Annotated in this window: 20 protein-coding genes, 1 tRNA gene and 2 rRNA genes (1 of these 23 only partly in view); 9 read left to right on the top strand and 14 right to left on the bottom strand. The window is 63.5% G+C overall.

Going from position 1 to position 26134, the window contains the following annotated elements; translation table 11 throughout:
• Position 1 precedes the first annotated feature (1 nt).
• From infB to hutI, 8 genes are all read right to left on the bottom strand, one after another.
• Positions 2 to 2530 (bottom strand): translation initiation factor IF-2, encoded by a 2529-nt coding sequence (gene infB, locus IC614_RS10670; protein WP_200971412.1) that lies wholly within the window; start codon positions 2528 to 2530, stop codon positions 2 to 4.
• Position 2531: 1 nt separating this feature from the next.
• A complete protein-coding gene (locus IC614_RS10665) occupies positions 2532 to 3203 on the bottom strand; it encodes a DUF448 domain-containing protein (protein ID WP_226372780.1) in 672 nt (223 codons plus the stop codon).
• Between the two features lie 28 nt (positions 3204 to 3231).
• On the bottom strand, positions 3232 to 4830 hold the full coding sequence (gene nusA / locus IC614_RS10660) for a transcription termination factor NusA (RefSeq protein ID WP_200971410.1): 1599 nt from the start codon (positions 4828 to 4830) through the stop codon (positions 3232 to 3234).
• Positions 4831 to 4834: 4 nt separating this feature from the next.
• Positions 4835 to 5380, bottom strand: coding sequence for a ribosome maturation protein RimP (rimP, locus tag IC614_RS10655; RefSeq protein WP_200971409.1), 546 nt, complete (start codon positions 5378 to 5380; stop codon positions 4835 to 4837).
• 138 nt (positions 5381 to 5518) lie between these two features.
• On the bottom strand, positions 5519 to 6286 hold the full coding sequence (locus IC614_RS10650; RefSeq protein WP_200973198.1) for a nucleotidyltransferase family protein: 768 nt from the start codon (positions 6284 to 6286) through the stop codon (positions 5519 to 5521).
• Positions 6283 to 7788, bottom strand: a complete 1506-nt coding sequence (gene hutH, locus IC614_RS10645) for a histidine ammonia-lyase (RefSeq protein WP_200971407.1) — start codon at positions 7786 to 7788, stop codon at positions 6283 to 6285. The genes IC614_RS10650 and hutH overlap by 4 nt, the downstream gene beginning before the upstream one ends.
• The gene (hutU, locus tag IC614_RS10640) at positions 7785 to 9452 is read right to left on the bottom strand and encodes a urocanate hydratase (protein ID WP_200971405.1); all 1668 of its coding nucleotides are present in this window, start codon (positions 9450 to 9452) and stop codon (positions 7785 to 7787) included. The genes hutH and hutU overlap by 4 nt, the downstream gene beginning before the upstream one ends.
• A gap of 95 nt (positions 9453 to 9547) precedes the next feature.
• On the bottom strand, positions 9548 to 10759 hold the full coding sequence (hutI, locus tag IC614_RS10635) for an imidazolonepropionase (protein WP_200971404.1): 1212 nt from the start codon (positions 10757 to 10759) through the stop codon (positions 9548 to 9550).
• A 41-nt stretch (positions 10760 to 10800) separates the two neighbouring features.
• On the opposite strand from hutI, the gene IC614_RS10630 reads away from it, so the two are divergent.
• Positions 10801 to 11685 (top strand): arginase family protein, encoded by an 885-nt coding sequence (locus IC614_RS10630; protein ID WP_200971402.1) that lies wholly within the window; start codon positions 10801 to 10803, stop codon positions 11683 to 11685.
• A 26-nt stretch (positions 11686 to 11711) separates the two neighbouring features.
• Here IC614_RS10630 and IC614_RS10625 read toward each other — a convergent pair whose 3' ends face one another.
• Positions 11712 to 12932: an NAD(P)/FAD-dependent oxidoreductase gene (locus IC614_RS10625; protein ID WP_200971400.1), complete on the bottom strand. Its 1221-nt coding sequence runs from the start codon at positions 12930 to 12932 to the stop codon at positions 11712 to 11714.
• Positions 12933 to 12999: 67 nt separating this feature from the next.
• On the opposite strand from IC614_RS10625, the gene IC614_RS10620 reads away from it, so the two are divergent.
• From IC614_RS10620 to trmB, 4 genes are all read left to right on the top strand, one after another.
• Positions 13000 to 13491 (top strand): flavin reductase family protein, encoded by a 492-nt coding sequence (locus IC614_RS10620; RefSeq protein WP_200971398.1) that lies wholly within the window; start codon positions 13000 to 13002, stop codon positions 13489 to 13491.
• Positions 13478 to 15070, top strand: a complete 1593-nt coding sequence (lnt, locus tag IC614_RS10615) for an apolipoprotein N-acyltransferase (RefSeq protein WP_200971397.1) — start codon at positions 13478 to 13480, stop codon at positions 15068 to 15070. Before IC614_RS10620 ends, lnt begins: the two co-directional genes overlap by 14 nt.
• A gap of 71 nt (positions 15071 to 15141) precedes the next feature.
• A complete protein-coding gene (metK, locus tag IC614_RS10610) occupies positions 15142 to 16341 on the top strand; it encodes a methionine adenosyltransferase (protein ID WP_200971396.1) in 1200 nt (399 codons plus the stop codon).
• Between the two features lie 135 nt (positions 16342 to 16476).
• Positions 16477 to 17157, top strand: a complete 681-nt coding sequence (trmB, locus tag IC614_RS10605; protein WP_200971395.1) for a tRNA (guanine(46)-N(7))-methyltransferase TrmB — start codon at positions 16477 to 16479, stop codon at positions 17155 to 17157.
• A 15-nt stretch (positions 17158 to 17172) separates the two neighbouring features.
• Here the strand turns inward: trmB and IC614_RS10600 are convergent, their stop codons facing one another.
• Together IC614_RS10600 and IC614_RS10595 are read right to left on the bottom strand one after the other, a co-directional pair.
• Positions 17173 to 18246, bottom strand: a complete 1074-nt coding sequence (locus IC614_RS10600) for a PQQ-dependent sugar dehydrogenase (RefSeq protein WP_226372641.1) — start codon at positions 18244 to 18246, stop codon at positions 17173 to 17175.
• 120 nt (positions 18247 to 18366) lie between these two features.
• Complete coding sequence (locus IC614_RS10595; RefSeq protein ID WP_200971393.1) at positions 18367 to 19524, bottom strand: PQQ-dependent sugar dehydrogenase; 1158 nt, start codon at positions 19522 to 19524, stop codon at positions 18367 to 18369.
• A gap of 99 nt (positions 19525 to 19623) precedes the next feature.
• Here IC614_RS10595 and IC614_RS10590 point away from each other — a divergent pair, with 99 nt between their 5' ends.
• The 4 genes from IC614_RS10590 to IC614_RS10575 all read left to right on the top strand — a co-directional run bounded on the left by IC614_RS10590 (position 19624) and on the right by IC614_RS10575 (position 23529).
• Complete coding sequence (locus IC614_RS10590; RefSeq protein ID WP_226372640.1) at positions 19624 to 20670, top strand: type III polyketide synthase; 1047 nt, start codon at positions 19624 to 19626, stop codon at positions 20668 to 20670.
• Positions 20667 to 21176 (top strand): isoprenylcysteine carboxyl methyltransferase family protein, encoded by a 510-nt coding sequence (locus IC614_RS10585; RefSeq protein ID WP_200971391.1) that lies wholly within the window; start codon positions 20667 to 20669, stop codon positions 21174 to 21176. Before IC614_RS10590 ends, IC614_RS10585 begins: the two co-directional genes overlap by 4 nt.
• Before the next feature lie 100 nt (positions 21177 to 21276).
• A complete protein-coding gene (locus tag IC614_RS10580; protein WP_207791113.1) occupies positions 21277 to 21747 on the top strand; it encodes a hypothetical protein in 471 nt (156 codons plus the stop codon).
• Between the two features lie 42 nt (positions 21748 to 21789).
• The gene (locus tag IC614_RS10575; protein WP_200971388.1) at positions 21790 to 23529 is read left to right on the top strand and encodes a type II secretion system protein GspD; all 1740 of its coding nucleotides are present in this window, start codon (positions 21790 to 21792) and stop codon (positions 23527 to 23529) included.
• Between the two features lie 384 nt (positions 23530 to 23913).
• Here IC614_RS10575 and IC614_RS10570 read toward each other — a convergent pair.
• From IC614_RS10570 to IC614_RS10560, 3 genes are all read right to left on the bottom strand, one after another.
• Positions 23914 to 23990, bottom strand: a tRNA-Met gene (locus IC614_RS10570).
• A 74-nt stretch (positions 23991 to 24064) separates the two neighbouring features.
• Positions 24065 to 24179 (bottom strand): 5S ribosomal RNA (rrf, locus tag IC614_RS10565).
• Between the two features lie 140 nt (positions 24180 to 24319).
• Positions 24320 to 26134: ribosomal RNA gene (locus IC614_RS10560) — 23S ribosomal RNA — on the bottom strand; it runs 978 nt beyond the window's last position.

Below are 26134 nucleotides of genomic sequence, written 5' to 3'. Positions count from 1 at the left end.
ATTAGAGCGTCCGTGCCCGCTCTTCGACCTCAAACACTTCGAGCGTGTCGCCCGCCTTGATGTCGTTCGTGTCGGCGAGGACCACGCCGCATTCGAGGCCGGCGATGACTTGCGCCACGTCGTCCTTGAAGCGCCGGAGCGAGGCGATGGTCGTTTTCGACACGATGACGTCCTCGCGGGTGAGGCGGGCGTTGAGGCCCTTGCGGATGACGCCTTCGAGGACGAGCAGACCCGCGGCCTTGTCCTTCTTGCCCGCCGGGAAGACTTCGCGGACTTCGGCGCGGCCGACCACCGTTTCGATGATCTCCGGACCAAGCTCGCCCGCCATCGCTTCCCGCACCCAATCGGTGAGGTGATAGATGACGTCGTAATAACGGAACTCGACCTTGTTGCGTTCGGCGATCTCGCGCGCCTTGGCGTTCGGGCGAACGTTGAAACCGATGATCGGCGCACCGCTCGCGCTGGCGAGGGTCACGTCGCTCTCGGTAATGCCGCCGACCCCCGAATGGAGAATGCGCACCTTGATCTCGTCCGTCGAGATGCGGTTCAAGGCGTTGACGATCGCCTCGGCCGAACCCTGCACGTCGGCTTTGACGACCAGCGGGAATTCCACCGTCGTCGACGCCTTGCTGGCGAACATGTTTTCGAGGCTGACCGGCGCCGACGTCGTCCGCTTCCTGTCCATCACGCCTTGGCGATAGGCCGCGACCTCGCGGGCGCGCGCCTCGTTCTCGACCACGGTCAGCGTGTCGCCCGCCGACGGCACGCCGCCAAGGCCGAGCACTTCGACCGGAACCGACGGTCCGGCTTCCTTCACCTGGCGGCCATGATCGTCGATCATCGCGCGCACCTTGCCGCTGACCGCGCCGACGACGATCACGTCGCCGACCTTCAGCGTGCCGCGCTGGACGAGTACGGTCGCGAGCGGGCCGCGGCCCTTGTCGAGCTTGGCTTCGACCACCGCGCCTTCGGCGGCACGGTTCGGATTGGCCTTGAGCTCCAGGATTTCCGCCTGGAGTGCGATCGCATCGAGAAGGCCATCGAGATTGGTCTTTTTGAGCGCCGAGACCTCGACGTCCTGCACGTCGCCGCCCAGTTCCTCGACCACGATTTCGTGCTGCAGCAATTCCTCGCGGACGCGCTGCGGACGGGCGCCGTCCTTGTCGATCTTGTTGATCGCGACGATCATCGGGACGCCCGCCGCCTTGGTGTGGTTGATGGCTTCGACCGTCTGCGGCTTCAGGCCATCGTCGGCGGCAACGACCAGCACCACGACGTCGGTCACATCGGCGCCGCGGGCGCGCATTTCCGTGAAGGCTTCGTGGCCGGGCGTGTCGAGGAAGGTGATCTTCGACTTGTCTTTGAGCGCCACCTGATAGGCGCCGATATGCTGGGTGATGCCGCCAGCCTCGCCCGACTGGACGTTCGCGCCGCGAATGGCATCGAGCAGCGAGGTCTTGCCGTGATCGACATGGCCCATGATCGTGACGACCGGCGGACGCGCCTCCAGCGTTTCGGGCGCGTCGACATCGGCTTCGGTCTGAATGTCGATGTCGCTTTCGCTGACGCGTTTGATGTTGTGGCCGAATTCGGTGACGAGCAATTCCGCCGTATCCTGATCGATCGTCTGATTGACCGTCACGGCCATGCCCATCTTGAAGAGCGACTTGACGAGATCGGCGCCCTTTTCGGCCATGCGGTTGGCGAGTTCCTGGACGGTGATCGCATCCGGCACGACGACGTCGCGGACTTGCTTCGCCTGCGGACCCGCTTGCTGATGGTGGCGGCGCTCCTTTTCGCGGGCGCGCTTCAGAGCGGCCAGTGAACGGGCGCGGGCCGCGCCTTCGCCCTCGTTGAGAGCGCGGCTGACGGTAAGCTTGCCGGACTGACGGCGATCGTCGCCGCCCCGCGTGCTGCGGGCAGGGCGCGCAGGCGGCTCGGGCCGCTTGACCGGCGTGAAACGCTGCGGTTTCGGATGGGTGGTACGGCGCTCCTCCTCTTCAGCACCGACGGCAGAAGCAGCCGGTTCGGCCGCAGCCGCGGGACGATCGGCCTCTTCGGCAGCGCGCTTGGCGGCGTCCCGAGCTTCCTGCTCGGCGCGCTGACGCGCCTCCTCCTCCGCCTTGCGATTTTCTTCGGCGCGGCGTTTTTCTTCCTCGCTCTGCTGCGCGGCCTGACGATCCTCGCGGCGGCGGGTTTCCTGGAGCGCGGCCATGCGCGCTTCCTCGGCCTCGCGGAGCAAACGCTCCTGAAGCTCCTTGCGGGACTCGGCATCGTTCACCGGACGGGTGGGCTTGGGCGCGGGCGGAGGCGGCGGCGCCTTGGCAACCGGCGCGGGGGCCGGCGCTTCGACCTTGGGCGCCTCGGTCTCGCCGGGCTTGCCCAGGATGCGGCGCTTCTTCACCTCGACCACCACGGTGTTGGACCGGCCATGGCTGAAGCTCTGCTTCACCTGGCCCGTCTCGACCGTGCGCTTCAGGCCCAGGGGTGCGCGGGTTCCCAGCTTCGGCTTGTCACTCGTATCGCTCATATTATCCTTCGTTCACATCCACAGCCGACGCACCCGGCACGATAGCCGCTCCGGCGCTTAGCCCATCATTCGTTCCGATAAAAGCGCGCCAGCGGTTGAAGGCGTGACGCACGCGCGCCGCGGCGGCGCTGTCGATCAAGGCGACATGTACCACATTCTGGCGCCCAAGCGCCAACGACAATATGGGGCGCGGCTCCGGAAAAACCAGACCCGCCGCCTCGCCGTCGCCGGTGCGCCAGGCCTGGTCGAGCTTGCGCCTGCCGTCCTCGCCCGCGTCGGACGCATGGAGGAGGAGGTGCACCTCGCCCCGCCGCGCCGCGACCTCGATCTTTTCGCTTCCGGTGAGGAGATTGCCGGCCCGCGCCTCGAGGCCGAGGCGGTCGAGCACTGCCTTCTTCAGTGCATCCTCGATCCTTTGGCCGAGATCGTCGGGCACCATCACCGCGTTGGTTTTGAAGGCCCGCATCAGTGCGCCCTTCAATTTTCCCTTCGCTTGCGCCGCTTCCAGAGCCGCGCGATCGACGCCGATCCAGGCGCCCCGGCCGGGCGCACGGGCACGCACGTCCGGCGCGACCTGCCCGTCCGGGCCAAGCGCGAGGCGGATCAGGTCGTCCCGCCCGGCATGAGTGCCGGACAGGATGCACTTACGTTCGGGTTCACTCCCCTCCCGCAAGCGGGCGGGGGATTTCTTACCTACCGTCTCATTGGGGAGTTTCCGCAACCGCGTCCTCCCCTTCATCCTCGAACCAATGCGCGCGGGCGGCCATGATGATCTCGTTGCCCTGCTCGTCGCTGAGGCCATATTCGGCAAGAATGCCGCCCTTGTCCTCGGTCCGGTTGCTTTCCTTCTGGCGGCGCTGTTCGGGCCGCTTCTTCTGCACCAATTCGTCGGTGGCGAGATCGGCGAGGTCGTCGAGCGTCTTGATGCCCGCCTTGCCCAAGGTCACCAGCATCGCTTCGGTGAGGTAGGGCATCTCGGCAAGCGCATCTTCGACGCCAAGGCTGCGGCGTTCCTCGCGCGCGGCTTCCTCGCGGCGCTCCAGCGCTTCCTTGGCGCGGTTCTGAAGCTCGGCACCGAGATCCTCGTCAAAGCCTTCGATCGAAGCGAGTTCGTCCAGCTCGACATAAGCCACTTCCTCAAGCGCGCCGAAACCTTCGGCGACGAGGAGCTGGGCCAGCGTCTCATCGACATCCAGCTCATTCTGGAACATCTCGGACCGCTCGACAAATTCGCGCTGCCGCTTCTCGCTCGCATCCGCCTCGGTCATGATGTCGATCTGCGAGCTGGTGAGCTGCGAGGCGAGGCGGACATTCTGCCCGCGGCGGCCGATGGCGAGCGATAATTGATCGTCCGGCACCACCACTTCGATGCGGCTTTCTTCCTCGTCGATGACGACGCGGCTGACGGTCGCGGGCTGGAGCGCGTTGACGATGAAGGTCGCCGTGTCTTCCGACCAGGGAATGATGTCGATCTTCTCGCCCTGCATTTCCTGGACGACCGCCTGGACGCGGCTGCCCTTCATGCCGACGCAGGCGCCGACCGGATCGATGCTGCTATCATGCGAAATGACGCCGATCTTGGCGCGCGAACCCGGATCGCGGGCGGCCGCCTTGATCTCGATGATGCCGTCGTAAATTTCCGGCACTTCCTGCGCGAACAATTTCTTCATGAAGTCCGGATGCGCGCGGCTGAGGAAAATCTGCGGCCCGCGATTTTCGCGGCGGACGTTGAGGATCAGGCTGCGGACGCGGTCGCCGACGCGAACCACTTCGCGCGGGATCTGCTGGTCGCGGCGGATGACGCCTTCGGCGCGGCCGAGGTCGACGACGACATGGCCGAATTCGACGCGCTTCACGACGCCGGTGATGATTTCGCCGACGCGATCCTTGAACTCTTCGAACTGGCGCTCGCGCTCGGCGTCGCGGACCTTCTGGAAAATGACCTGCTTGGCGGCCTGCGCAGCGATGCGGCCGAATTCGATCGGCGGCAGCGGATCGACGATGAAGTCGCCGACGACGGCGCCGGCCTGCAGCTTCTGCGCGTCGACGAGGCTCACCTGCTTGAAATAATCGTCGACCTGCTCGACCACTTCCACGACGCGCCACAGGCGGAGGTCGCCGCTATTGGGATCGAGCTTGGCGCGGATGTCGTTTTCGGCGCCATAGCGCGCGCGCGCGGCGCGCTGGATCGCGTCCTCCATCGCCTCGATCACGATCGCCTTGTCGATCAGCTTTTCACGCGCGACGCTGTCCGCAATCGCGATGAGTTCGGCCTTGTTGGCGGAAATCGCAGTGGCCATCGTGTCAGTCCTGTCCTTCTACCTGAATGGAATCGGCGCCTTCCGCGTCGAGCGGAGCGGTCGCCGCGATGAGCTTGTCGGTCATCACGAGCTTGGCGGATTGAACCGCGGAAAAAGGGATTTTCATCTCGCCGGCTTTCGGCACGTCGATCCGGATTTGATCCCCATCGGTGCCGAGCAGATTGCCGGTCAGAACCTTCCGGCCCTCCAGCTTTTCGGCGAGGTTGATCCGGGCCTCGAAGCCCTTCCAGTCGTCGAAATCGGCGAGGCGGGTCAGTGGGCGGTCGATGCCGGGCGAACTCACTTCAAGGCGATAGGCGCCCTCGATCGGATCGCGACCTTCTTCCTCCAAGCGGTCGAGCAAATCCGACAGGCGGCGCGACAAAGTGGAACAATCTTCCAACGTCAGCTGCCGCGTGTCGGGATGCTCGGCCATCACCTGCAGCGTCGGGTCCGAGGTGCCGCCGATCATCTTCACGCGCACCAGCGCCAACCCTTCGGCTTTCGCTTCGGGTTCGATCAAGCGCGTCAGTGCATCGATATCGGCCATGCGGCTCCTTGAAATAGCTATAGACCTTCGTCGCCGGCCCCGCCTTTGGGACCAGCCTCAACACTTTAACGATGTCGAGAAAGGCATGGGCTATATAGGTGAATTCCGCCGGGGCGACAAGCGGTTTAGTGGTGGCCACTATCGACGCTTCAATATCGCCTCGACCAGCTCGAGATCCTCTTCCTTGTCCACATCGATCGCCGCTTCAGCGAATGGGAGGCGCACCGCCCTGGCCTCGACACCCACCTTTTTACCCAAAGCCGCAAGCGCCTTGTCTAGCGAAATGGTCCGGGTCAGCGCCCGGACGGCAAGAACCGGTCCGAAGGAGGTCAGCAGTTTCAGCGCTTTCTTCCTGTCCTTTTCGACCCCCGACCAAAGATCGAGCGCGGCATAGGCTTTCTCGCCCGTCAGCGCGAAGAGATTGGCGCCGCTATAGTCGCCATCCGAAAAGCGCAGCCAGGTGCGCCGGGTCTCGGGATAGGCGGCCTCGACCACCTTGCGATCGACCAAAGCGGCCGACACGTCTCCGCCGCTCCCCCGTAGAAAGGTCTCGATCATCTCCGCCGTCAGCAGCGCATGGTCGGCGGTGACGACCAGCACCGGAAAGGGTGCATCCTTCCCCGCGACCGCACGGATCGACTGGGCAATTCCTCCCTGCGAACGCGCCATGCGGATGCGGGAATCGCCGGGCAGGACCGTCGCCAGCCGATCGGGCTCCTGAGCAAGGATGATGATGTCGCCGACCGAAGGCGCGGCCCGCAAGGCTTCGATCACGCGCGCAACCATCGGCCGCCCGCCGACCGGGATCAGCGCTTTCAACTGCACGCCGTGATTACGGGCAAAGACATTTTCACCCTGCCGCTGGCCCGCAAGGACGATGGCGGTCCAGCATCCGGGCGCGCTCACCACAAAGGGGGGCCTTCCGGTAACGCGAACTGCCCTGCGAGCACCGCATCCTGAACCCAGGCGAGATCGGTCGCGAAATAGCGGTCCTTGGCATAGAAAGGCACATCCACGCGGATCGTGGCTTTGGCTTTTTCCAGCACCGGCGAGGAGGTATCCGGCGCATGGAAATCCACGCCCTGCGCCGCGGCGAGCAATTCGACGCCGATCACGCCCGCCGCGTTGCGCGCGATCCGCCCCGCCTTGCGCGCGCCCGCCGTCGCCATGGAGACATGGTCTTCCTGATTGGCGGAGGTCGGGATCGAATCGATGCTGGACGGGAAGGCCTGGGTCTTGTTCTCCGACACGAGGGCCGCCGCAGTCACCTGTGCGATCATGAAGCCCGAATTGACGCCGCTATCCTCGACAAGAAAGGCGGGGAGGCCGCTCATCTTGGGATCGACGAGGACCGCCACGCGCCGCTCGCTGATCGACCCAACCTCGCACAATGCCATGGCGGTCATGTCGGCGGCGAAGGCGACCGGCTGGGCATGGAAATTGCCGCCCGAAATTGCGTCCTCGCCAAAGAGAAGCGGATTGTCGGTCACCGCATTCGCCTCGATCTCCAGCGTCCGCGCGGCATTGCGGAGGAGATCGAGCGACGCGCCCATCACCTGGGGCTGGCAGCGGAAGCTGTAAGGATCCTGCACCTTCGTGCAGGCCGCGTGCGATTGCCGGATGGCGCTGCCTTCGAGCAGCGATTTGAGCGTGGCCGCCACCGCGATCTGCCCCGGCTGGCCGCGCACCTCATGGATGCGGGGATCGAAGGCGGCATTCGTGCCTTTCAGCGCATCGACCGACATTGCCCCCGCGATCAGAGCCGCTTCAAACACGCGCTGTCCTGTGAATAAGGCATCGAGCGCGATGGCCGTGGACGCCTGCGTGCCGTTGATGAGGGCAAGGCCTTCCTTCGGCCCAAGCTGCAGCGGCTCGATCCCGATCTTCGCGAGGGCGTCGCGGGATGCAAGCAATTCGCCCTTCAGCAAAATCTGCCCTTCGCCGAGCAAAGCCGCGCTCATATGGGCGAGCGGCGCGAGGTCGCCCGAAGCGCCCACCGAACCCTGGGCCGGAATGACGGGCAGCGCATCGGCTTCGAGCAGCTTCAGCAGCCGGTCCACCACGATCCGCCTGACGCCCGAATGGCCACGCGCGAGGCCGATCACCTTCAGCGCCAGGATCAGGCGCACGATGCGCGGCTCCAGCGCCTCGCCGAGCCCGCAGCTGTGCGAGAGGATGAGGTTGGTCTGAAGCTCCGCCAGCCGGTCGTCCGGAATGCGGGTCTGGGCGAGCAGGCCGAAGCCGGTATTCACGCCATAAACCGTTCGGCCCGACGCCACGATCTTCGCGATATTATCGGCCGCCGCGTCGATGCGGACATAGGCGCCTTCGTCCAGCGCAACGGGGGCGCCGGTCCAGATGGCGCGCAGTTCGGACAAAGTGACGGAGCCGGGGCGAAGCGTAATCATCCGCCCGCTCCGATCATCGGCAAATCGAGGCCCTGTTCGCGGGCGCAATCGATGGCGATGTCATAGCCCGCATCGGCGTGGCGCATGACGCCGGTGCCCGGGTCGTTCCACAAAACCCGTTTCAGGCGGCGGGCGGCATCCTCCGTACCGTCGGCGACGATCACCATGCCGCTATGCTGCGAATAGCCCATGCCGACGCCGCCGCCATGGTGGAGAGACACCCAGGTCGCACCGGACGCGGTGTTGAGCAGGGCGTTGAGCAAGGGCCAGTCGGACACTGCGTCCGATCCGTCCTTCATCGCCTCCGTTTCGCGATTGGGCGAGGCGACCGAGCCGGAATCGAGATGGTCGCGGCCGATGACGATGGGGGCCTTGAGCTCACCGTTGGCCACCATTTCGTTGAAAGCGAGGCCGAGCTTGTCGCGAAGCCCGAGGCCCACCCAACAGATGCGCGCCGGAAGCCCCTGGAAGGCGATCCGTTCGCGGGCCATGTCGAGCCAGCGGTGGAGGTGCGGATCGTCCGGGATCAGCTCTTTCACTTTCTCGTCGGTCTTGTAAATGTCTTCTGGATCGCCGGAGAGCGCCGCCCAGCGGAAGGGGCCAATGCCTCGGCAGAAGAGCGGGCGGACATAGGCCGGGACAAAGCCCGGAAAGTCAAAGGCGTGCGTCACGCCCTCATCCTTCGCCATCTGCCGGATATTGTTGCCATAGTCGAAGGTCGGGACGCCCATATTGCGATAGGCGAGCATCGCTTCGACATGGACGGCCATGGACGCCCGCGCCTCACGTTCGACAGTCTTGGGATCTTTCTCCCGCATCTGGGTCCATTTCTCGACACTCCAGCCGATGGGGAGATAGCCATTCACCGGATCGTGGGCAGAGGTCTGGTCGGTGAGCGCATCCGGGCGGATGCCGCGTTTCACCATGTCGGGCAGGATTTCCGCCGCATTGCCGAGCACGCCGACTGAGATGGGCTTGTCGGCTTTGGCGATGATCGCCAACGCTTCATCGATCGTGCCCGCGCGATAGTCGAGATAGCGGGTCTCGAGCCGCTTCTGGATACGGCTTTCCTGGCATTCGATGGCGATGCAATGCGCGCCCGCCATCACCGCCGCCAAAGGCTGTGCGCCGCCCATGCCGCCAAGGCCCGCGGTCAAAATCCATCTGCCGGAAAGGTCGCCGCCATAATGCTGGCGACCCATTTCGACGAAGGTTTCGTAGGTGCCCTGAACGATGCCCTGGGTACCGATATAAATCCACGACCCGGCCGTCATCTGGCCGTACATCATCAGGCCCTTGCGATCGAGTTCGTTGAAATGATCCCAGGTCGCCCAATGCGGCACGAGGTTCGAATTGGCGAGGAGGACGCGCGGGGCATCCTTGTGGGTCGGGAAGACGCCGACGGGCTTGCCGGATTGGATGAGCAGGGTTTGATCCTCTTCCAACCGCTTCAGCGTCTCGACGATCCGGTCATAGCTGTCCCAGTCGCGCGCCGCCCGGCCGATGCCGCCATAGACGACCAGTTCCTCCGGCGCCTCGGCCACGCGCGGATCGAGATTGTTCATCAGCATCCGCATGGCCGCTTCGGTGGTCCAGTGCTTCGCGCTGATCTCCGGCCCGGTCGGCGCCGCGATATGGCGGCTATTATCGCGTCTGTTCTGCATCCACTCTCTACCTAATGTCCGTTCGTGTCGAGCGAAGTCGAGAAGCGTGTCTCGACTTCGCTCGACACGAACGGATTTATTTATGCAAGCCCGGATTAGGCATCTTCTCCAGCCACGATCCGCCGTTCGGGGCCGGGCAAGCCTATCCAATAGCAAAGCTCGGCCGGGCGGTTCACGCGCCAGACGCAGAGGTCGGCGGCCTTGCCCGCGCTTACCGTGCCGATTTCATCAGCCAAGCCCAGCGCCTTCGCGGCATGTACCGTCATGCCCGCCAGCGCTTCCTCCGGGGTCAGGCGGAAGAGCGTGGTCGCCATGTTGAGCATGAGGGTCGGCGACAAGACGGGCGAAGTCCCCGGATTGCAGTCCGTCGCCACGGCCATCGGCACCTTATACTTGCGCAGCAGGTCGACTGGCGGCGCCTTGGTCTCGCGCAACGCGTAGAAGGCGCCAGGCAGCAGCACCGCGACCATCCCCGCCTGCGCCATCGCCGCGATACCCGCTTCGTCGGCATGTTCCAGATGATCGGCGGAGAGCGCGCCATAGGACGCCGCCATAGCCGTGCCACCGAGATTGGAGAGCTGCTCGGCGTGCAGCTTCACCGGCAGGCCGTTTGCCTTGGCGGCATCGAACAACGCCCGCACCTCATCAATCGTAAAGCCGATTCCTTCGGCAAAGGCATCCACGGCTGTCGCCAGACCCTCGTTTGCGGCGGCGGGCAGCATTTCCTCCACCGCGATCCTCACGAAATCGTCGCGGCGTTCGCGATATTCCGGGGGCAAAGCGTGGAGTGCGAGCAAGGTCGGGCTAACCCGCACCTTCTCACTCTCGCCCAACGCCCGGGCTGCACGAAGCAATTTCAGCTCGGTTTCCGTGTCGAGGCCGTAGCCCGACTTGATCTCGGCCGTGGTGACGCCGCCCTTCATCAGGGCCTGGAGGCGCGGGCGGGCGGCCTCGACAAGCTCCGCCTCGCTCGCGCCGCGCGTCGCGGCGACGGTCGAGACAATGCCTCCGCCCGCTTTGGCAATCTCTTCATAGGTCGCGCCTTGCAGCCGCATTTCATATTCGTGCGCGCGGTTGCCGCCGAAGACGAGGTGGGTGTGGCAGTCAATCAGCCCCGGCGTCACCCAGGCGCCACCAAGATTGTCGACCTGTTTGGCCTGAAAGCCCGCCATCTCGATCCGGCGCCCGACCCGCGCGATCCTGCCGCTGTCGATGGCGATCATCGCATCCTCGACCGCGCCGAACGGTCCCTGGACGGATGGATCCATCGTGGCGATGTTGCAGTTGACGAGGATGCGGTCCCACATGGCCTCGCCTATTGGCACGGCGGCGTTATAAGGCAAAGCCCATGAGCACATCTTCCTGGCCTCGCATCACCGACCTGTTCACCACCGGAACGGGCGACGTCGCGCTGATGGGCGCGCCGCTTGGCCTCGGCTCCGTCACGCCGGGCCGCTGCGCCGATGCGCCGCGCGTGGTACGGGAGACGCTCAAACGGTTCAGCACCTACGATGTCGAAACGGGCCGGGAGCTGGCGGTCAGGATCGCCGACAAAGGCGATGCGCCGGTCGCCGAGCTGATGCCGGCGGATGCCTTCGCGCCGGTGCGGGATCATGCGGCGCATTGCACGGCATCTCACGCCCTCACCCTCGTGATCGGCGGCAACAATGCGGTGACCCGGCCCGCCGCCCATGGCCTCGGCCTGCCGCTCAGCCAGGTGGGCCTCATCACCCTCGACGCCCATTTCGACCTGCGCGGCACGGATGAGGGCCCGCGCAACGGCAATCCGATCCGCTGCCTGCTGGAGGACGGCCTGCCCGGCCGCAACATCGTTCAGATCGGCCTCGCGCCTTATGCCAACACGGCCGCGATGCACCGCACGGCCAAGGAAGAGGGGATTGGCGTCATCACCATCTCGGACGTCAAGAAGCGCGGCATCGTCGACGTGCTGGAAGATGCTTTCGTCCGCCTCAGCCACTGCCCGGCCCTGATGGTCGATTTCGACATCGACGTGATCGACCGCGCCCAATGCCCCGGCGCTCCGGGCGCACGGCCGGGCGGGATGCCGGTCGACATGTTCTTCGAAGCGGCGCGCTGGGTGGGCGGGCACAGGAAAGTGAAGCTCGCCGACCTCACCGAATTCGATCCGGGGCTGGATGTCAGCGACATCACTGCGCTCACAGCCGGTCGCTGGGTGTGCGAGATGCTGGCTGGATTTTCCGAGCGCACTTAAGCCCCTCCCATCGAGGGAGAGGGCTTTTAGAACATTTCCTTCAACGGCACGTTCGTATCGGCTAGCCGTCCCGGATCGATCATCGCGCCAGCCTCGACCAGCTTGCGACCCTGCACGTAATCCTTCGTGGCATTGACGCAGTCGAGGGCGATCACTCGTCCTTTGCGTAGATAGAGGAGCGAGAAGCTCCGGCTCGCGGGGACGCCGCGCAATATGGTCTGATCGTCTCCCACCGACAGGCCGACCGTCTGCAATCTGAGGTCATATTGATTGGACCAGAACCAGGGCACGGCGCGGTACGGTTCCGGCTGCCCGAGGATCGCCTTGACCGCGCAAGCGGCCTGATCGTGCGCGTTCTGCACCGATTCCACACGGAGCCGCATGCCGCCCGCAAAGGCATTTTCGTGCGCCGCGCAATCGCCGATCGCGTAGATGGCGGGATCGCTCGTGCGGCAAAAGACGTCGACATCGACCCCGTTCACACCCGCAATACCGGACGCTTGAAGCGGCGCGGCCGCCGCGTCGATGCCAATCCCCACGATCACCATCTCGGCGGACAGCAAGGTGCCATCGACCAGACGCACGCCGCACACGCGGCCCTCCCCCTCGATCGCCGCAACGCCTGCGTTGAGGCGGATATCGACGCCCTGCGCGCGATGCTCGGCCTCGTAGAAGCGCGAAACCGCCTCGCCCGCCACGCGGGACAGGACACGGTCTTGCGCCTCCAGCAAGGTCACCGATTTGCCGAGCTTCCGCAGGACGGCCGCCGCTTCGAGACCGATATAGCCGCCGCCAATGACCACGATCTGCCGGACGGCTTCCATCTCCGCCGTCATGGCGTCAACTTCGGCGCGATTGCGGATGAAGTGGACGCCCCCCAGGCTTTCGCCCCGACAGCCGAGCCGTTTGGGCGTACCGCCAGTCGCCCAGATCAAGATACTATAACCAAAGGAACGGCCATCGGCCGCGGCCACGGTCTTCGCGGCCGGATCGACCGCGGCGATCCGCGTGGAAGGCAGGAGCGTAATGCTCCTCTCGTCCCAGAAAGCCGCCGGCCGGATCAGGATGCGCTCGAACGGCTTCTCGCCCGCCAGATAATCCTTGGAAAGGGGCGGTCGCTCATAGGGGAGCTCCGGCTCGTCGCCGATCAGCGCGATGCTGCCTGCAAAGCCCCATTGGCGCAGATAGATGGCCGCCTGGGCGCCGCCATGGCCCGCCCCGACGATGATGATGTCATACCGGCTCATGGCCTCGCGCCATAGCAGGATATTGCCGCTTGCCTATCGGGCGCCGGAGCGGGCAAGGGAAGGGCCCATGGACGGTGCCGATCCAACCTTAGTCGATTCCTTCCGCCAGGCGATGCGCCGCGTCGCATCGACGGTGAACGTCATCACCGTCTGCGTCGATGGACAGCCGATGGGCATTACCGCGACGGCCATGTCGTCCCTGTCGATGGACCCGCCGAGCCTGCTCGTCTGCATCAACCGCGCCGCCGCCCTGCACAGCCCGCTCGAGGACGTGTCGCATTTCGGCGTCAACGTGCTCCACGCCGACCAACGGCATTTCGCCGCCATGTTCGCCGACCGGCAGCAGCAGCATCTGCGCTTCGCAGAAGGCTGGGAACTTGACCCTGCCCATCCGCCCCGGCTGGAGGACGCGCAGGCGTCCCTTCTCTGCCGCCGGATCGACCACCATCCGTTCGGCACCCACAGCATCTTCATCGGCGTGGTGGAACATGTCACCGTTAGGGACGATATAGACCCTCTCCTCTACCTTAACGGCCATTATGGACATGCTCAAATCTAGTGCTCCGGCGCAGGCCGGAGCCCAGAAAGAAGGTGAAGCTGGGTTTCGGCCTGCGCCGGGATGCAAGATAGCCTGGGGCTATGCCTTTGTTGCGGGGCTCGTCGGCGCCAGCGGTTTCGAGCCGCTCGGCCTTGCCCCGCTCATGCTGATCGCGCTCGCGATCCTGATGTGGCTGGTCCGGACAGCGCCCACTTTGCGCAGCGCTCTGGCCCGTGGCTGGTGGTTCGGGGCCGGCAATTTCGTGCTCGGCCTCAACTGGATCGCGACCGCCTTCACCTTCCAGGCCGCGATGCCCGTCTGGCTCGGCTGGGTCGCCGTCATTCTCCTCTCGCTCTACCTCGCCATCTATCCGGCGGCGGCGGCGGGTCTTGCCTGGCGGTGGGGGCGGAGCGATCCGCTGCGCCTGGTTCTGGTCTTCGCGGCCGCGTGGATCGTGACGGAATGGTTGCGGGCGACCCTGTTCACCGGCTTTGCCTGGAACCCAATCGGCATCGTGCTGCTGGAAACGCCGGTCGCCGCGCTCGCGACGCTGATCGGCACGTACGGCTTGTCGGGAATGGCGGTCTTGCTGTCGGGCGCCTTGTTCCTGCTCGCCGAACGCCATTTGAAATCCGTGCTGGCCGTGGTTGCCCCGATCGCCTTGCTGGCCGCCATTCTCGCTCTTCAGCCGCGCGCGACCATTGCGGCCGATGCCATGGCCATTCGCATCGTGCAGCCCAATATCAGTCAGGCCGACAAGTGGAAGGAGGACGTCTCCGACCGCAATCTCGCCCTTATTCAATCCCTTTCGGGACGGCCGTCGGATAAGCCGCGTCTGCTGCTTTGGCCGGAAGCGGCGGTGACCGAACAATTGCAGGACGGCCGCGCCTACCCCTTCCTGCAACGCTATATCCTGCGCCTGCGGCAGCGCGTCGCCCGCTCGATCGGGCCCAACGACGTGCTGCTGACCGGCGGCGTCACCTTTCAGGCTCCCGACGGCAAGAAAGTGACGAGCGCCACCAATTCCATCTTCGCGCTGAACAGCGACGGCGACATTCTCGCGCGCTACGACAAGGCGCATCTCGTGCCTTATGGCGAATATCTCCCGATGCGGCCGATCCTATCGGCCATCGGCCTGTCCCGCCTCGCGCCCGGCGATGTCGATTTCCAGCCCGGGCCGGGCGCGCAGACGATCGCTATTCCCGGCGTCGGACCGGCCGGTTTCCAGCTTTGCTACGAGATCATCTTTTCCGGCCAGGTGGTCGACCGCGCGCATCGTCCCGCCTTCCTGTTCAATCCGTCGAACGACGCCTGGTTCGGCGCCTGGGGCCCGCCCCAGCATCTGGCGCAAGCGCGGTTGCGGGCATTGGAGGAAGGGCTACCGGTCCTGCGCGCCACCCCCACCGGCATTTCCGCCGTGATCGACGCCAGCGGTCGGATCCTGTCGAGCCTTCCTGTCGGCACGGCGGGTGCGATCGACGCGCGGCTGCCCATGGCGCGGGCGCCGACGCTCTTTGCTCGGCTCGGCAATATCCTCCCTCTCCTCGTCGCGCTGTTCCTCGCCGCCATCGCGATTGCAGTTGCACGGAAAGCCCGTTAGAGGGCGGACATAAGGATATCTTTATATCCGCAATTCGCGTCCAAAGCTCAGCAAAAGGCCCCATTCTCACGATGCGCAGCAATTACATCTTCACGTCCGAATCGGTTTCCGAAGGTCATCCGGACAAGGTCGCCGACCAGATTTCGGACGCGATCGTCGATCTCTTTCTGTCCAAGGATCCGGAAGCGCGCATCGCCTGCGAGACTTTGACCACCACCCAATTGGTCGTTTTGGCCGGCGAGATCCGCGGCAAGGGCATCATGGACGAAGCCGGCAATTGGGCGCCAGGCGTCAAGGAAGAAGTCGAACAGGCCGCCCGCGCGACGGTCAAGCGGATCGGATACGAACAGGACGGTTTCCATTGGGAAACGCTGCGCTTCGAGAACAACCTCCATCCCCAGTCCGCACACATCGCGCAAGGCGTCGACGAAAGCGGCAACAAGGATGAAGGCGCGGGCGATCAGGGCATCATGTTCGGTTTCGCTTGCGACGAAACGCCGGACCTCATGCCCGCGACCCTCTATTACAGCCACAAGATCCTCGAAAAGATGGCCGCCGACCGCCATTCGGGCGCCGCGCCCTTCCTGGAGCCGGACGCCAAGAGCCAGGTCACGCTGAAGTTCGAGGACGGCAAGCCGGTCGCCGCGACGACGATCGTCGTGTCGACCCAGCACGCCAGGGGCTATGACGAAGGCGACAAGGAAGCCGAACTCCACGCTTGTGTGAAGAAGGCCATCGCCGACGTCATTCCGGCCGCATTGCTGTCGGACGAAACCGTCTATCACATCAACCCGACCGGCAGCTTCGAGATCGGCGGTCCGGACGGCGACGCGGGCCTCACCGGCCGCAAGATCATCGTCGACACTTATGGCGGCGCGGCCCCGCATGGCGGCGGCGCGTTCAGCGGCAAGGATCCGACCAAGGTCGACCGCTCGGCCGCTTATGTCGCGCGCTATCTCGCGAAGAATGTGGTGGCCGCGGGTCTCGCCAAGCGCTGCACCATCCAACTGTCCTACGCGATCGGCGTCGCCGAACCGCTGTCCGTCTATGTCGACACGCACGGCACGGGCACGGTCGATGAAGCGAAGCTCGAAGCCGTGCTGCCGCAGCTGGTGCGTTTGACCCCGAAGGGCATCCGCACCCATCTCGGACTCAACAAGCCGATTTATAGCCGCACCGCCGCCTACGGCCATTTCGGCCGCAAGGCGGAAGGCGACCTGTTCAGCTGGGAACGCACCGACCTCGTCGAAAAGCTGAAGGCGGCGCTTTAACTGCCAGAAGTCGTCACCCCGGACTTGATCCGGGGTCCATGAACACCGCCGATGCAGAACCTGCCTCGCCGGTGTTCATGGATCCTGAATCAAGTTCAGCATGACGCAAGAAGCTGTCTCCGCTAACGAACCGGCATGTCCGATCCCGCATCCATTCGCCGCCTCTATGGCCGCCGGTCCGGCCACAAATTGCGCCAGGGCCAGGCCGCCTTGCTTGAAGACCTCCTCCCGCGCATCGCGGTGCCGGAAGCAGGCCCGATTACGTCGCAGTCCCTGTTCGGTGACGATCGTCCGCTCCATTTCGAAATCGGCTTCGGCAGCGGCGAGCATCTCGCCTATCGCGCGGACTTGCTGCCCGATCACGGCTTCATCGGCTGCGAACCGTTTCTGAACGGCGTCGTCGGCGCGCTCCTCCACCTGCGCGACAAGGCGCTCGGCAATGTCCGCCTCCACATGGGCGATGCGCTGCGGGTGCTGGAACGGCTGCCCGACGCGTCGCTGCGCTTCGTCTACCTCCTCCATCCCGATCCCTGGCCCAAGGCGCGGCACGCCAAGCGGCGCATGATGAACCATGGTCCGCTCGACATCATCGCGGCCAAGCTCGCGCCGGGCGGCGAATTCAGGCTGGGGACGGACGACCCGACTTACTGCCGCTGGTCGATGATGGTGATGAACCAGCGGACCGATTTCGAATGGCTCGCGGAAAGCGCTTCGGATTTTCTCATGCGTCCCGGCGGCTGGCCGGAAACCCGTTATGAGGCGAAGGCCCGCCGGAAGGGCCACGAAGTGTGGTATTTCCGATACCGGCGGGCATAGGTCGGCGGAAGCGTTTTACTTCTTCGGCGTCAGGCGAAGCAGCCGTCCCTGGGAACCGTGACGGCCGTCTTCCAGGACGTAGATGGCGCCTTCCGGCCCCTGCTCCACTTCCCGGATGCGGGCGCCCATGGCCCAGCGGTCGGCTTGCCGCGCTTGCGCGCCGTTGAGCTCGACCCGGACGATCGATTGCCCGGCAAGGCCGCCCAGGAAGGCGCTGCCCTTCCACTGCGGGAACAAGTTGCCCGAATAGATCATGAGGCCCGCGGGGGCGAGGTCGTCCCAAGTGATCTGGGGTGCGACGAAGTCGGTCCGGGTGCTGTGCCGCGCAATGGGCTGACCGTCATAATGATCGCCGTTCGACACGACCGGCCAGCCATAATAACGGCTGCGTTCGATCAGGTTGAACTCGTCGCCGCCCTTGGGGCCCATTTCATGCTCCCACAGCCGCCCTTCGGCATCGAAAGCGAGGCCGAGCGGATCGCGATGTCCCACCGACCAGATCTGCGCCGTGATCGGCGATGTTCCGTAATAGGGGTTGCTGGCCGGGATCTCGCCATTCTCCGTCAGGCGAATGATCTTGCCCAGATTGACGCTCGTATCGATGGCCGGCTCGAACTTAACGCGGTCGCCGCTCGAAATGAAGAGGTAGCCGTCGGGAGAGAAAGCCATGCGCGCGCCGAACTGGCCGCCGCCCGTCACCTTGGGAACCTGCCGCCAAATGACCTTCACGTCTTCCAGGCGCGCGCTATTGCCATTGGTCACGAGCTTTGCCCGCGCGACCACCGTGCCCCGCGTGTCGGCTTCGCCCGGCTCCGCGTAGCTCATATAGATGATCTTGTTGTCGGCAAATTTGGGATGCGCGATGACGTCGGCAAAACCGCCATGCTCCGCGAACCAGACCGCCGGAACGCCGGCGACGTCGATCTTGGCTTTGCCTTCTTCCCAAAGGTAGAGCTTGCCGGACTGTTCGGTCACCAGAGCCTTGCTCGTGCCCGGCAGGAAGGTCATCGACCAAGGGCCCTCAAATTTTGCAAGAGCCTCGATCTTGAACGGATGATTCTGTTCCTGATTCGCCTGCGCGGCGCCCATGGCGCTCCAGGAAATACCAATTGCAGCAACAAGATAACGTAAATGCATGTGGACCCCCGCCCATATTGTGGTGGTAGAAAAGGCTGAATGACGCCTATGCAAATTTATGCAAGATGAATTTTAGGATGCGGGGGTGAGCCTCAACAGGCGGCCCTCTGATTCTTGTCCGCCATCCTCCAGGAGCAAGATCGCGCCGTCCGGTCCCTGCTCTACCTCGCGGATGCGGGCGCCCATGTCCCAGCGCTCGGCTTCCCGGGCGCGGGTGCCGTCGATCGCGACGCGGACGAGCGCTTTGCCGGACAGGCCGCCGATAAAGGCATTGCCTTTCCAGGCCGGGAACATCGCGCCGGTATAGATGATGAGCCCGGCCGGGGAGATGACGGGGTTCCAGGTGACTTCCGGCGCATTGAATTCCGGCCGCGTGGCATGATCGGGAATGTCCCGGCCGTCATAATGATTGCCGTTCGACACGATCGGATAGCCGTAATTCGACCCTTTTTCGATCAGGTTGAACTCGTCGCCGCCCGCCGGGCCCATTTCATGCGTCCATAATTTGCCGTCGGGCGCGAAGGCGATGCCGAGCAGGTTGCGGTGGCCATAGGACCAGATTTGCGATTTGATCCGCCCCTGATCGTAGAAGGGATTGTCGCCCGGAACGCCGCCCGCGTCAGTCAAGCGGACGACCTTGCCGAGATTCTGGTTCAGATCCTGCGCCGGGTCGAATTTCTGCCGCTCGCCGCTGGTGATGAATAAATAGCCGTCGGGCGAGAAGGCGATGCGGTGGGAGAAATGGCCGTTGCCGCTGACCTTCGGTTCCTGCCGCCAGATCACCTCCAGATTGTCGATGCGGCCGCCGCCCTGATTGTCGAGAACCAGGGTTCCCCGGCCCACGACCGCGCCCTTGCCGCCTTCGCCTGCTTCGACCCAGCTGAGGTAAATGCGCGCATTGTTGGCGAAATCGGGATGGAGGACGACATCGCCCAAACCGCCCTGCCCGCCATAAGCGACTTCCGGCGTGCCGGTGACGGCACCGATATTTCCATCGGCGCCCATCAGCTTCAACTGCCCCTTTTTTTCGGTGATCAGCAGACGCCCGTCCGGCAGAAAGGTCATCGCCCAAGGCTCGTCGAAATCGGCCACCGGCTGGACGGCGAAAGGCCGGCCATTCTGGGCCGCGGGCGCCGGCGCGGCGCTGTTGCCGGAAGCGACGCTTTCATTGCTGCTGTTGCAAGCGACGAGCGCGAGCGCGGAAAGGGAGGCGAGAAGAAAGGGGTGCATTCCGGTCTCCTTAGAATGAAACGCCGCATCGAACCTTTGAGCGGCGCCTTTGTTCTCTCCTTGACACATTCTCTTCCAAAATGTCGACTGGGGCCATTGATGCACGTCGCCCTCCTGTCCGTGGCAAGCGCCGTTCCGCCCCACATCCTCATCCAGGATGAGGCGAAAGCATTGGCGCGGCGGCTGTTCGGCCATCGTCTGCCCCACTTCGAACGGCTGGCGCCGATTTTCGGCAATGCGGGCATCGCTAAAAGACACGTCGCGCAACCGCTCGACTGGTATGAACGTCCGCAAGGCTGGGAAGCGCGCAACGCTGCTTATGTCGAAGCAGGAGAGGCGCTGTACGTCGAGGCGGCTTCGGCAGCCCTCGCCAAGGCTGGGCTGCATGCAGACGAAGTGGACACCCTCGTCACCGTCTCCACCACGGGCGTCGCAACGCCCAGCCTCGAGGCGCGGGTCTCCAGCCGGATGGGTTTTCGCGCCGATGCCAAGCGCGTGCCGATCTTCGGCCTTGGCTGCGCGGGCGGCGTGACTGGCCTTGCCACCGCCGCACGGCTCGCTCGCGCGCAACCCGGCGAGACCGTCTTGTTCGTGACGGTCGAACTCTGCTCCTTGTCGATGCGGCTGGACGTGCTCAGCAAAGCGAACATCGTCGCCACCGCCTTGTTCGCCGACGGCGCGGCCGCGTGCGTGTTGCGTTGCGGAGAAGGAGGCGGCCTGGCGCGGATCGGCGAAGGCAGCGAATTCCTGTGGCCCGATACGTTGGGCATCATGGGCTGGAGCGTCGACGATACCGGCCTCGGCGTCATTTTCGATCGCGCCATTCCGCCTTTCGTCGCCGCAAACCTTGCCGGTGGCATCGACACCTTATGCCGCAATATCGGCATCGCGCGCGGGGATATCGGCCGCTTCATCTGCCATCCCGGCGGCGCCAAGGTCATCGCCGCGCTGGAAGAAAGCCTGGGCCTCGGCACCGGCACGCTGGATCATGAGCGGGCTGTGCTGCATAATTATGGCAACATGTCCGCGCCAACCGTCCTGTTCGTGCTGGAACGCGCGCTCGCGATGGACTTGCCGGAACGCGCCTTGCTCCTCAGCCTCGGCCCCGGCTTTACCGCCAGCGCGTTGGAGATCGGGCGGCCATGACCGTCGCCGTGGCGATCCTCGTCTTCGTCACGCTTCAAAGGCTGGGCGAACTCGTCCTCGCCCGCCGCAACACGCGCGCTTTGCTGGCACGGGGCGCGCATGAAGAAGGCGCGGGTCATTATCCCCTCATCGTGCTCGTCCATGCCGCATGGCTGGCGAGCCTTTGGTGGCTGGCACCGGGGCAGCCGGTCAACTGGCCGCTCATCGGCCTCTTCCTCCTTCTCCAGACTGGGCGGCTATGGGTGCTGGCGACGCTCGGCGCGCGCTGGACGACGCGGATCATCGTGGTGCCGGGCGAGGCTTTGGTCGCCCGCGGCCCCTTCCGGCTGGTGCGGCACCCCAATTATCTTGTCGTCGCGGGGGAGATCGCCGTGCTGCCCTTGGCCTTCGGGCTTTGGCAGGTGGCGTTGCTGTTCAGCCTCCTCAATGCCGCCATTCTCGCCGTCCGTATCCGGGCGGAAGACCATGCTCTTCGATCCGCCCCGGCGAATGGGCGGCCTGGATAAACCGCAAAAGGCTGGTTGCTTACCCGTCGGAATGCGCATAGCCTTCGCCTGTCTAAAAGGGGGACATGCTGTGAGAAATAACACCATCACTCGGCTTGCCATGGCCGCAACGTTTCTCGCGATGCCGGCTCTCGCATCGCCCGCAATGGCGGGATGCGTCGGACGCACCAACTATGTGCAAGTCGTCAACAAGGCCATGACGCTAACACCTATCGGCGAAATTCCGGTCGAGACTCATTTCCAATGGCGCGTCGCCGATAGCCGTTCAGGCTGGCTGAGCCTTCCGTTCAATCAACCGCAATCGCGCACCTATCCCACCAATTATCCGCTGATTGTGGATGGATCGGTGAACGAAGCCGTCAAGTGGCGGGATACCAATTCGGTCGATGTGATGGCCCTTATAAACGAGGCGCTGACCGATTTGAATGAACAGGGGCAATGTAAAGGCGGTGATTTCGTGGTCGATTTTCAGACGACGATTCTTTTCGTCGCCAACGGCGCGACTGTGGGAAGCGTGATTGCAAGAGGTATGCCGCAGGTCGTCACTATCCAGCCCGCCACGAGCAAATAAGTCGATTTCATGCTGGGGGGCGGGCAAGACTGCAGCGGCAGAATGAGGGCCTGGCCTTTCCTGGCCATTGCCGGGCTCATTTGCTCCCCTCCACCGGCAGGGGCACAGCCTCGTCTCCAGGAATGGCGCCCGGTCCGTGGTTCGGAACCGGCGCTTGACCATCAGCGCAAAACGCTGATCGCGCAACTGCGGAGCAGGCCCCAAGATGCCAACCTGCACCTCAATTATGGACGGCTTCTCGCCGCCGATTATATCGGGCGGCGGAAGGCCGATTGGCGAGCGGCCGCCGCCGCGTACGAAATGGCGCTGGAGCTCGACCCGAGCCTTTCCACGGCAAGGCTCGAACTGGGCCGGTTTTACGCTCATGTGGGACGCTTCAAGCTTGCGGCGCAATTGCTGGCCGAACATGTCGCCGTTCAATCGGGCGATCTAGGCGCCTTTGGCGACCTTGGTTTGACCGGGCTGCGCGCCGGCGATTTCACGCTTGCGGCTTGGGCCGCCCGAAAAGCAAGCGGCTCCCCTGATAACGAGACTCGCCTCAAATCCGGCTTCGTACTGAGCGCGCTCAATTTGCCGGAAGGCGCCCAATTGCTGCAAGGAGTAGAGGGCGCTGCGAGGGCGGCAGGCGATGCCGTTTATTGGCAAAATGCAGCCGCCTTGTCCCTGGTCGCCGCTGCGCCGCCTAAAGGGCCGGCGTACTCGCTTGAAGGGGCAATTCCTCAGGTTGGGGGGACGCCTTCATCGCAGGGATCGGCAGCTGTGACAGACTGGCGTACTTGCGACAATCAGCCGGCTTTGTCCCAGAACAGCAGCTTTTCCCAATATGGCGGCAACAGCGGATCGATCGGTCCATCGCCTTTGCCGCCTCTTCCCAGCCCCTGTGCTGGTCAGCAGCCGCCGCGCATGGCCTATATCGAGGCGGTGATCGTCCGCCAACGGGAAGAAACGAACGACAGCCGCGGCATAAATCTGCTGAACACTTTGCAAGTCGTCGCCAATGGCCGCCTTCGACTGGGCGAAGAGCGGCCGGGCGGCACGGCGACTTCCTATCCTAATTTTCTCACCATTTCCCTTCCGGCGAATGGCCTCTCTTATTTTCTCGATATCCTGGACAATGGATCGTTGCGGACCGATGTGCTGGCGCGCCCGTCCCTGGTCGCGCTGGACCGCACGCCATCCATATTCTTTTCGGGCGCGACCATCACCGTTCCGGTCAGCGGCCAATATAGCGGCACATTGCAGGAAAAGGCGATCGGAGTCTCACTCGCGGTGACCCCGACCTTTCTTTCGGATGACGAGTTGCTGCTGGCCGTCGATGCCGGCCGATCGTTTTTGCAGCCGGAAATAGAAGCGGACCTGGAACAGGGCATCCAGACGGGAACGAATAGCGTCACCGCCAATGTCCGCATGCGGTTTGGCGAAACCCTGATTTTATCGGGGCTGGTGGAGCGCGAAGACGAGCGCGAGACCAGCAAGGTGCCGGGCCTTGGCGATATTCCTATCCTCAACCTGGCGTTCAAGAACAAGATCAACCGCAAGCTCAACAACCAGGTCATCATCCTGCTGACGCCGCGTCAGCCGAACGCCAGCGGCAGCGGGCCGGCCGACGACAGCAACTTCGCCAAGCGTTACGACGGCCGCCTGGCCGCCGCCTTGCGCCGTGTCGCGCAGCAGGAAACGCCGGAAGCAGACAAGCTCGACGGTCTGGCGCGTGCGTTCATCGCAGCAGACCTGTTGGACAAGTTACCTTCAAGCCTTGCCGGAACCGAGCCTCGGCCGTAATTCTTCCGCCCGAATGCGGCGGGCCGGGCGCTTAAAATTGACACCTTCCATTCTAGGTCGCTCTGCAGCGTCGTTACTCTATCCTGCCCGCAGACCATTAAGAGGCAAGCGGAGCGAGAAAAGACTAGGGATCGGGCCGAGCGAAACCGCTTTTCCCAATCACAGACCGCAGCCTCTATCGGTGTGTCGTCAATCCTGCGCATCTCAATGCTGTGGCTTTAGTTGAACGGATTGAATGCGCGCATCGAATTAGTGCAGCCCGAACGGCGCTCGATCGCTCTGGAAGGGTTGCCCTTATGACTAGGCTGCATGTCCCACAAGTTAGGCAAAGCCCAAACGACAATAGCCCCCCAGCACAAGCTGGGGGGCTATGAATGATGTCGTTGGTTGCGGGAGCAGGATTTGAACCTGCGACCTTCAGGTTATGAGCCTGACGAGCTACCGGGCTGCTCCATCCCGCGCCAATAGCATCCTTCCAGCGATGTTGTTGGAAGGAAGACTTGTGAATGGGTTTTTCCTGTGCGCTGGCTTCAAAGCCTGGCGACGACCTACTCTTCCATTGCTTAAGCAATAGTACCATCGGCGCTGTCTGGTTTCACGGCCGAGTTCGGGATGGGATCGGGTGGGTCACAGACGCTATGGCCACCAAGCTATGGAGCCAGCGCAATCCCATCGAAGCGATACTTCGATGGAGCCCTGTGAGGGCAGGAAATTCTAGAAATCGTGCACTTATAATATCTACTGAGAGCCGCCACAGCGACAGTCCAAGACTGTCGTTGATGGTGGGATTCTCAAGCGCGAATAGAGCTATTAGGACCGGTTAGCTTCACGCGTTACCGCGCTTCCACATCCGGCCTATCAAGGTCGTGGTCTTCGACCGCTCTAAGAAATCTTATCTTGAGGGAGGCTTCCCGCTTAGATGCTTTCAGCGGTTATCCCGTCCATACATAGCTACCCTGCTGCACCGTTGGCACGATGACAGGTCCACCAGAGGTATGTTCAACCCGGTCCTCTCGTACTAGGGTCAACTCCTCTCAAATTTCGACGCCCACGGCAGATAGGGACCAAACTGTCTCGCGACGTTCTGAACCCAGCTCACGTACCACTTTAATTGGCGAACAGCCAAACCCTTGGGACCTGCTCCAGCCCCAGGATGTGATGAGCCGACATCGAGGTGCCAAACAACCCCGTCGATATGAGCTCTTGGGGGTTATCAGCCTGTTATCCCCGGCGTACCTTTTATCCGTTGAGCGATGGCCCTTCCACGAGGGACCACCGGATCACTATGACCGACTTTCGTCTCTGCTCGACTTGTCAGTCTCGCAGTCAGGCGGGCTTATGCCATTGCACTCTAACAGACGGTTTCCAACCGTCCTGAGCCCACCATCGCGCGCCTCCGTTACTCTTTAGGAGGCGACCGCCCCAGTCAAACTACCCGCCACAGAGGGTCCCAGCGCCGGCTAACGGCGCGTGGTTAGACAGTAAAGAACAACAGGGTGGTATTTCACTTGGTGGCTCCACCCCAGCTGGCGCCGGGGCTTCAAAGCCTCCCACCTATTCTACACAGTTGTTCTCCACTGCCACTCTGAAGCTGCAGTAAAGGTGCACGGGGTCTTTCCGTCTAACCGCGGGTACTCCGCATCTTCACGGAGAATTCAATTTCGCTGAGCATGTACTGGAGACAGTGGGGAAGTCGTTACGCCATTCGTGCAGGTCGGAACTTACCCGACAAGGAATTTCGCTACCTTAGGACCGTTATAGTTACGGCCGCCGTTTACCTGGGCTTCATTTCGGAGCTTGCACCCCTCCACTTAACCTTCAGGCACCGGGCAGGCGTCAGACCCTATACGTCGTCTTGAAGCCGACTTAGCAGAGCCCTGTGTTTTTGCTAAACAGTCGCTACCCCCTGGCCTGTGCCCCCTTAAAGTGCTTGCGCACGATAAGGGCCTCCTTCTTCCGAAGGTACGGAGGCAATTTGCCGAGTTCCTTCAGTACACTTCTCTCAAGCGCCTTGGTATACTCTACCAGACCACCTGTGTCGGTTTCGGGTACGGTCTATACGGTGGGGCTATTTCCTGGAACCTCTTCGAAGCATTCCCAATCCGATAAGGGAATACAACTTACGAGATCCGTCACACACCACCAGGCTGCGGAATATTAACCGCATTCCCATCGACTACCCCCTTCGGGCTCGTCTTAGGGGCCGGCTCACCCTGCGCGGATTAGCCTTGCGCAGGAACCCTTGGTCTTTCGGCGAGAGGGCATCTCACCCTCTTTATCGCTACTCATGTCTGCATTCGCACTTCCGATACCTCCACCGTCGGTTACCCTTCGGCTTCACAGGCTTACGGAACGCTCCGCTACCGCTCATCTTACGATGAACCCTAAGCTTCGGCACGTATCTTGAGCCCCGTTACATCTTCGCCGCAGGACCTCTTATTTAGACCAGTGAGCTGTTACGCTTTCTTTAAAGGATGGCTGCTTCTAAGCCAACCTCCTGGTTGTTTTGGAAGTCCCACATGCTTTCCCACTTAGATACGATTTGGGGGCCTTAGCTGTAGGTTAGGGCTGTTTCCCTTTTGACGACGGACCTTAGCACCCGCCG

Origin of the sequence: Sphingosinicella flava, assembly GCF_016025255.1 — a bacterium.
GTDB lineage: Bacteria > Pseudomonadota > Alphaproteobacteria > Sphingomonadales > Sphingomonadaceae > Allosphingosinicella > Allosphingosinicella flava.
Note: the sequence above shows the minus strand (reverse complement) of the source record. Positions and strands in the feature narration are given on the sequence as shown.

Coding starts and splice junctions, on each gene's coding strand:
- hutH (WP_200971407.1), bottom strand. CDS start 7,788: ATGATTACGCTTCGCCCCGGCTCCGTCACTTTGTCCGAACTGCGCGCC.
- IC614_RS10585 (WP_200971391.1), top strand. CDS start 20,667: ATGACCGTCGCCGTGGCGATCCTCGTCTTCGTCACGCTTCAAAGGCTG.
- IC614_RS10575 (WP_200971388.1), top strand. CDS start 21,790: ATGAGGGCCTGGCCTTTCCTGGCCATTGCCGGGCTCATTTGCTCCCCT.
- IC614_RS10625 (WP_200971400.1), bottom strand. CDS start 12,932: ATGAGCCGGTATGACATCATCATCGTCGGGGCGGGCCATGGCGGCGCC.
- IC614_RS10580 (WP_207791113.1), top strand. CDS start 21,277: ATGGCCGCAACGTTTCTCGCGATGCCGGCTCTCGCATCGCCCGCAATG.
- trmB (WP_200971395.1), top strand. CDS start 16,477: ATGTCCGATCCCGCATCCATTCGCCGCCTCTATGGCCGCCGGTCCGGC.
- hutI (WP_200971404.1), bottom strand. CDS start 10,759: ATGTGGGACCGCATCCTCGTCAACTGCAACATCGCCACGATGGATCCA.
- IC614_RS10595 (WP_200971393.1), bottom strand. CDS start 19,524: ATGCACCCCTTTCTTCTCGCCTCCCTTTCCGCGCTCGCGCTCGTCGCT.
- IC614_RS10600 (WP_226372641.1), bottom strand. CDS start 18,246: ATGGGCGCCGCGCAGGCGAATCAGGAACAGAATCATCCGTTCAAGATC.
- IC614_RS10630 (WP_200971402.1), top strand. CDS start 10,801: ATGAGCACATCTTCCTGGCCTCGCATCACCGACCTGTTCACCACCGGA.
- IC614_RS10620 (WP_200971398.1), top strand. CDS start 13,000: ATGGACGGTGCCGATCCAACCTTAGTCGATTCCTTCCGCCAGGCGATG.
- metK (WP_200971396.1), top strand. CDS start 15,142: ATGCGCAGCAATTACATCTTCACGTCCGAATCGGTTTCCGAAGGTCAT.
- hutU (WP_200971405.1), bottom strand. CDS start 9,452: ATGCAGAACAGACGCGATAATAGCCGCCATATCGCGGCGCCGACCGGG.
- nusA (WP_200971410.1), bottom strand. CDS start 4,830: ATGGCCACTGCGATTTCCGCCAACAAGGCCGAACTCATCGCGATTGCG.
- lnt (WP_200971397.1), top strand. CDS start 13,478: ATGCTCAAATCTAGTGCTCCGGCGCAGGCCGGAGCCCAGAAAGAAGGT.
- infB (WP_200971412.1), bottom strand. CDS start 2,530: ATGAGCGATACGAGTGACAAGCCGAAGCTGGGAACCCGCGCACCCCTG.
- rimP (WP_200971409.1), bottom strand. CDS start 5,380: ATGGCCGATATCGATGCACTGACGCGCTTGATCGAACCCGAAGCGAAA.
- IC614_RS10590 (WP_226372640.1), top strand. CDS start 19,624: ATGCACGTCGCCCTCCTGTCCGTGGCAAGCGCCGTTCCGCCCCACATC.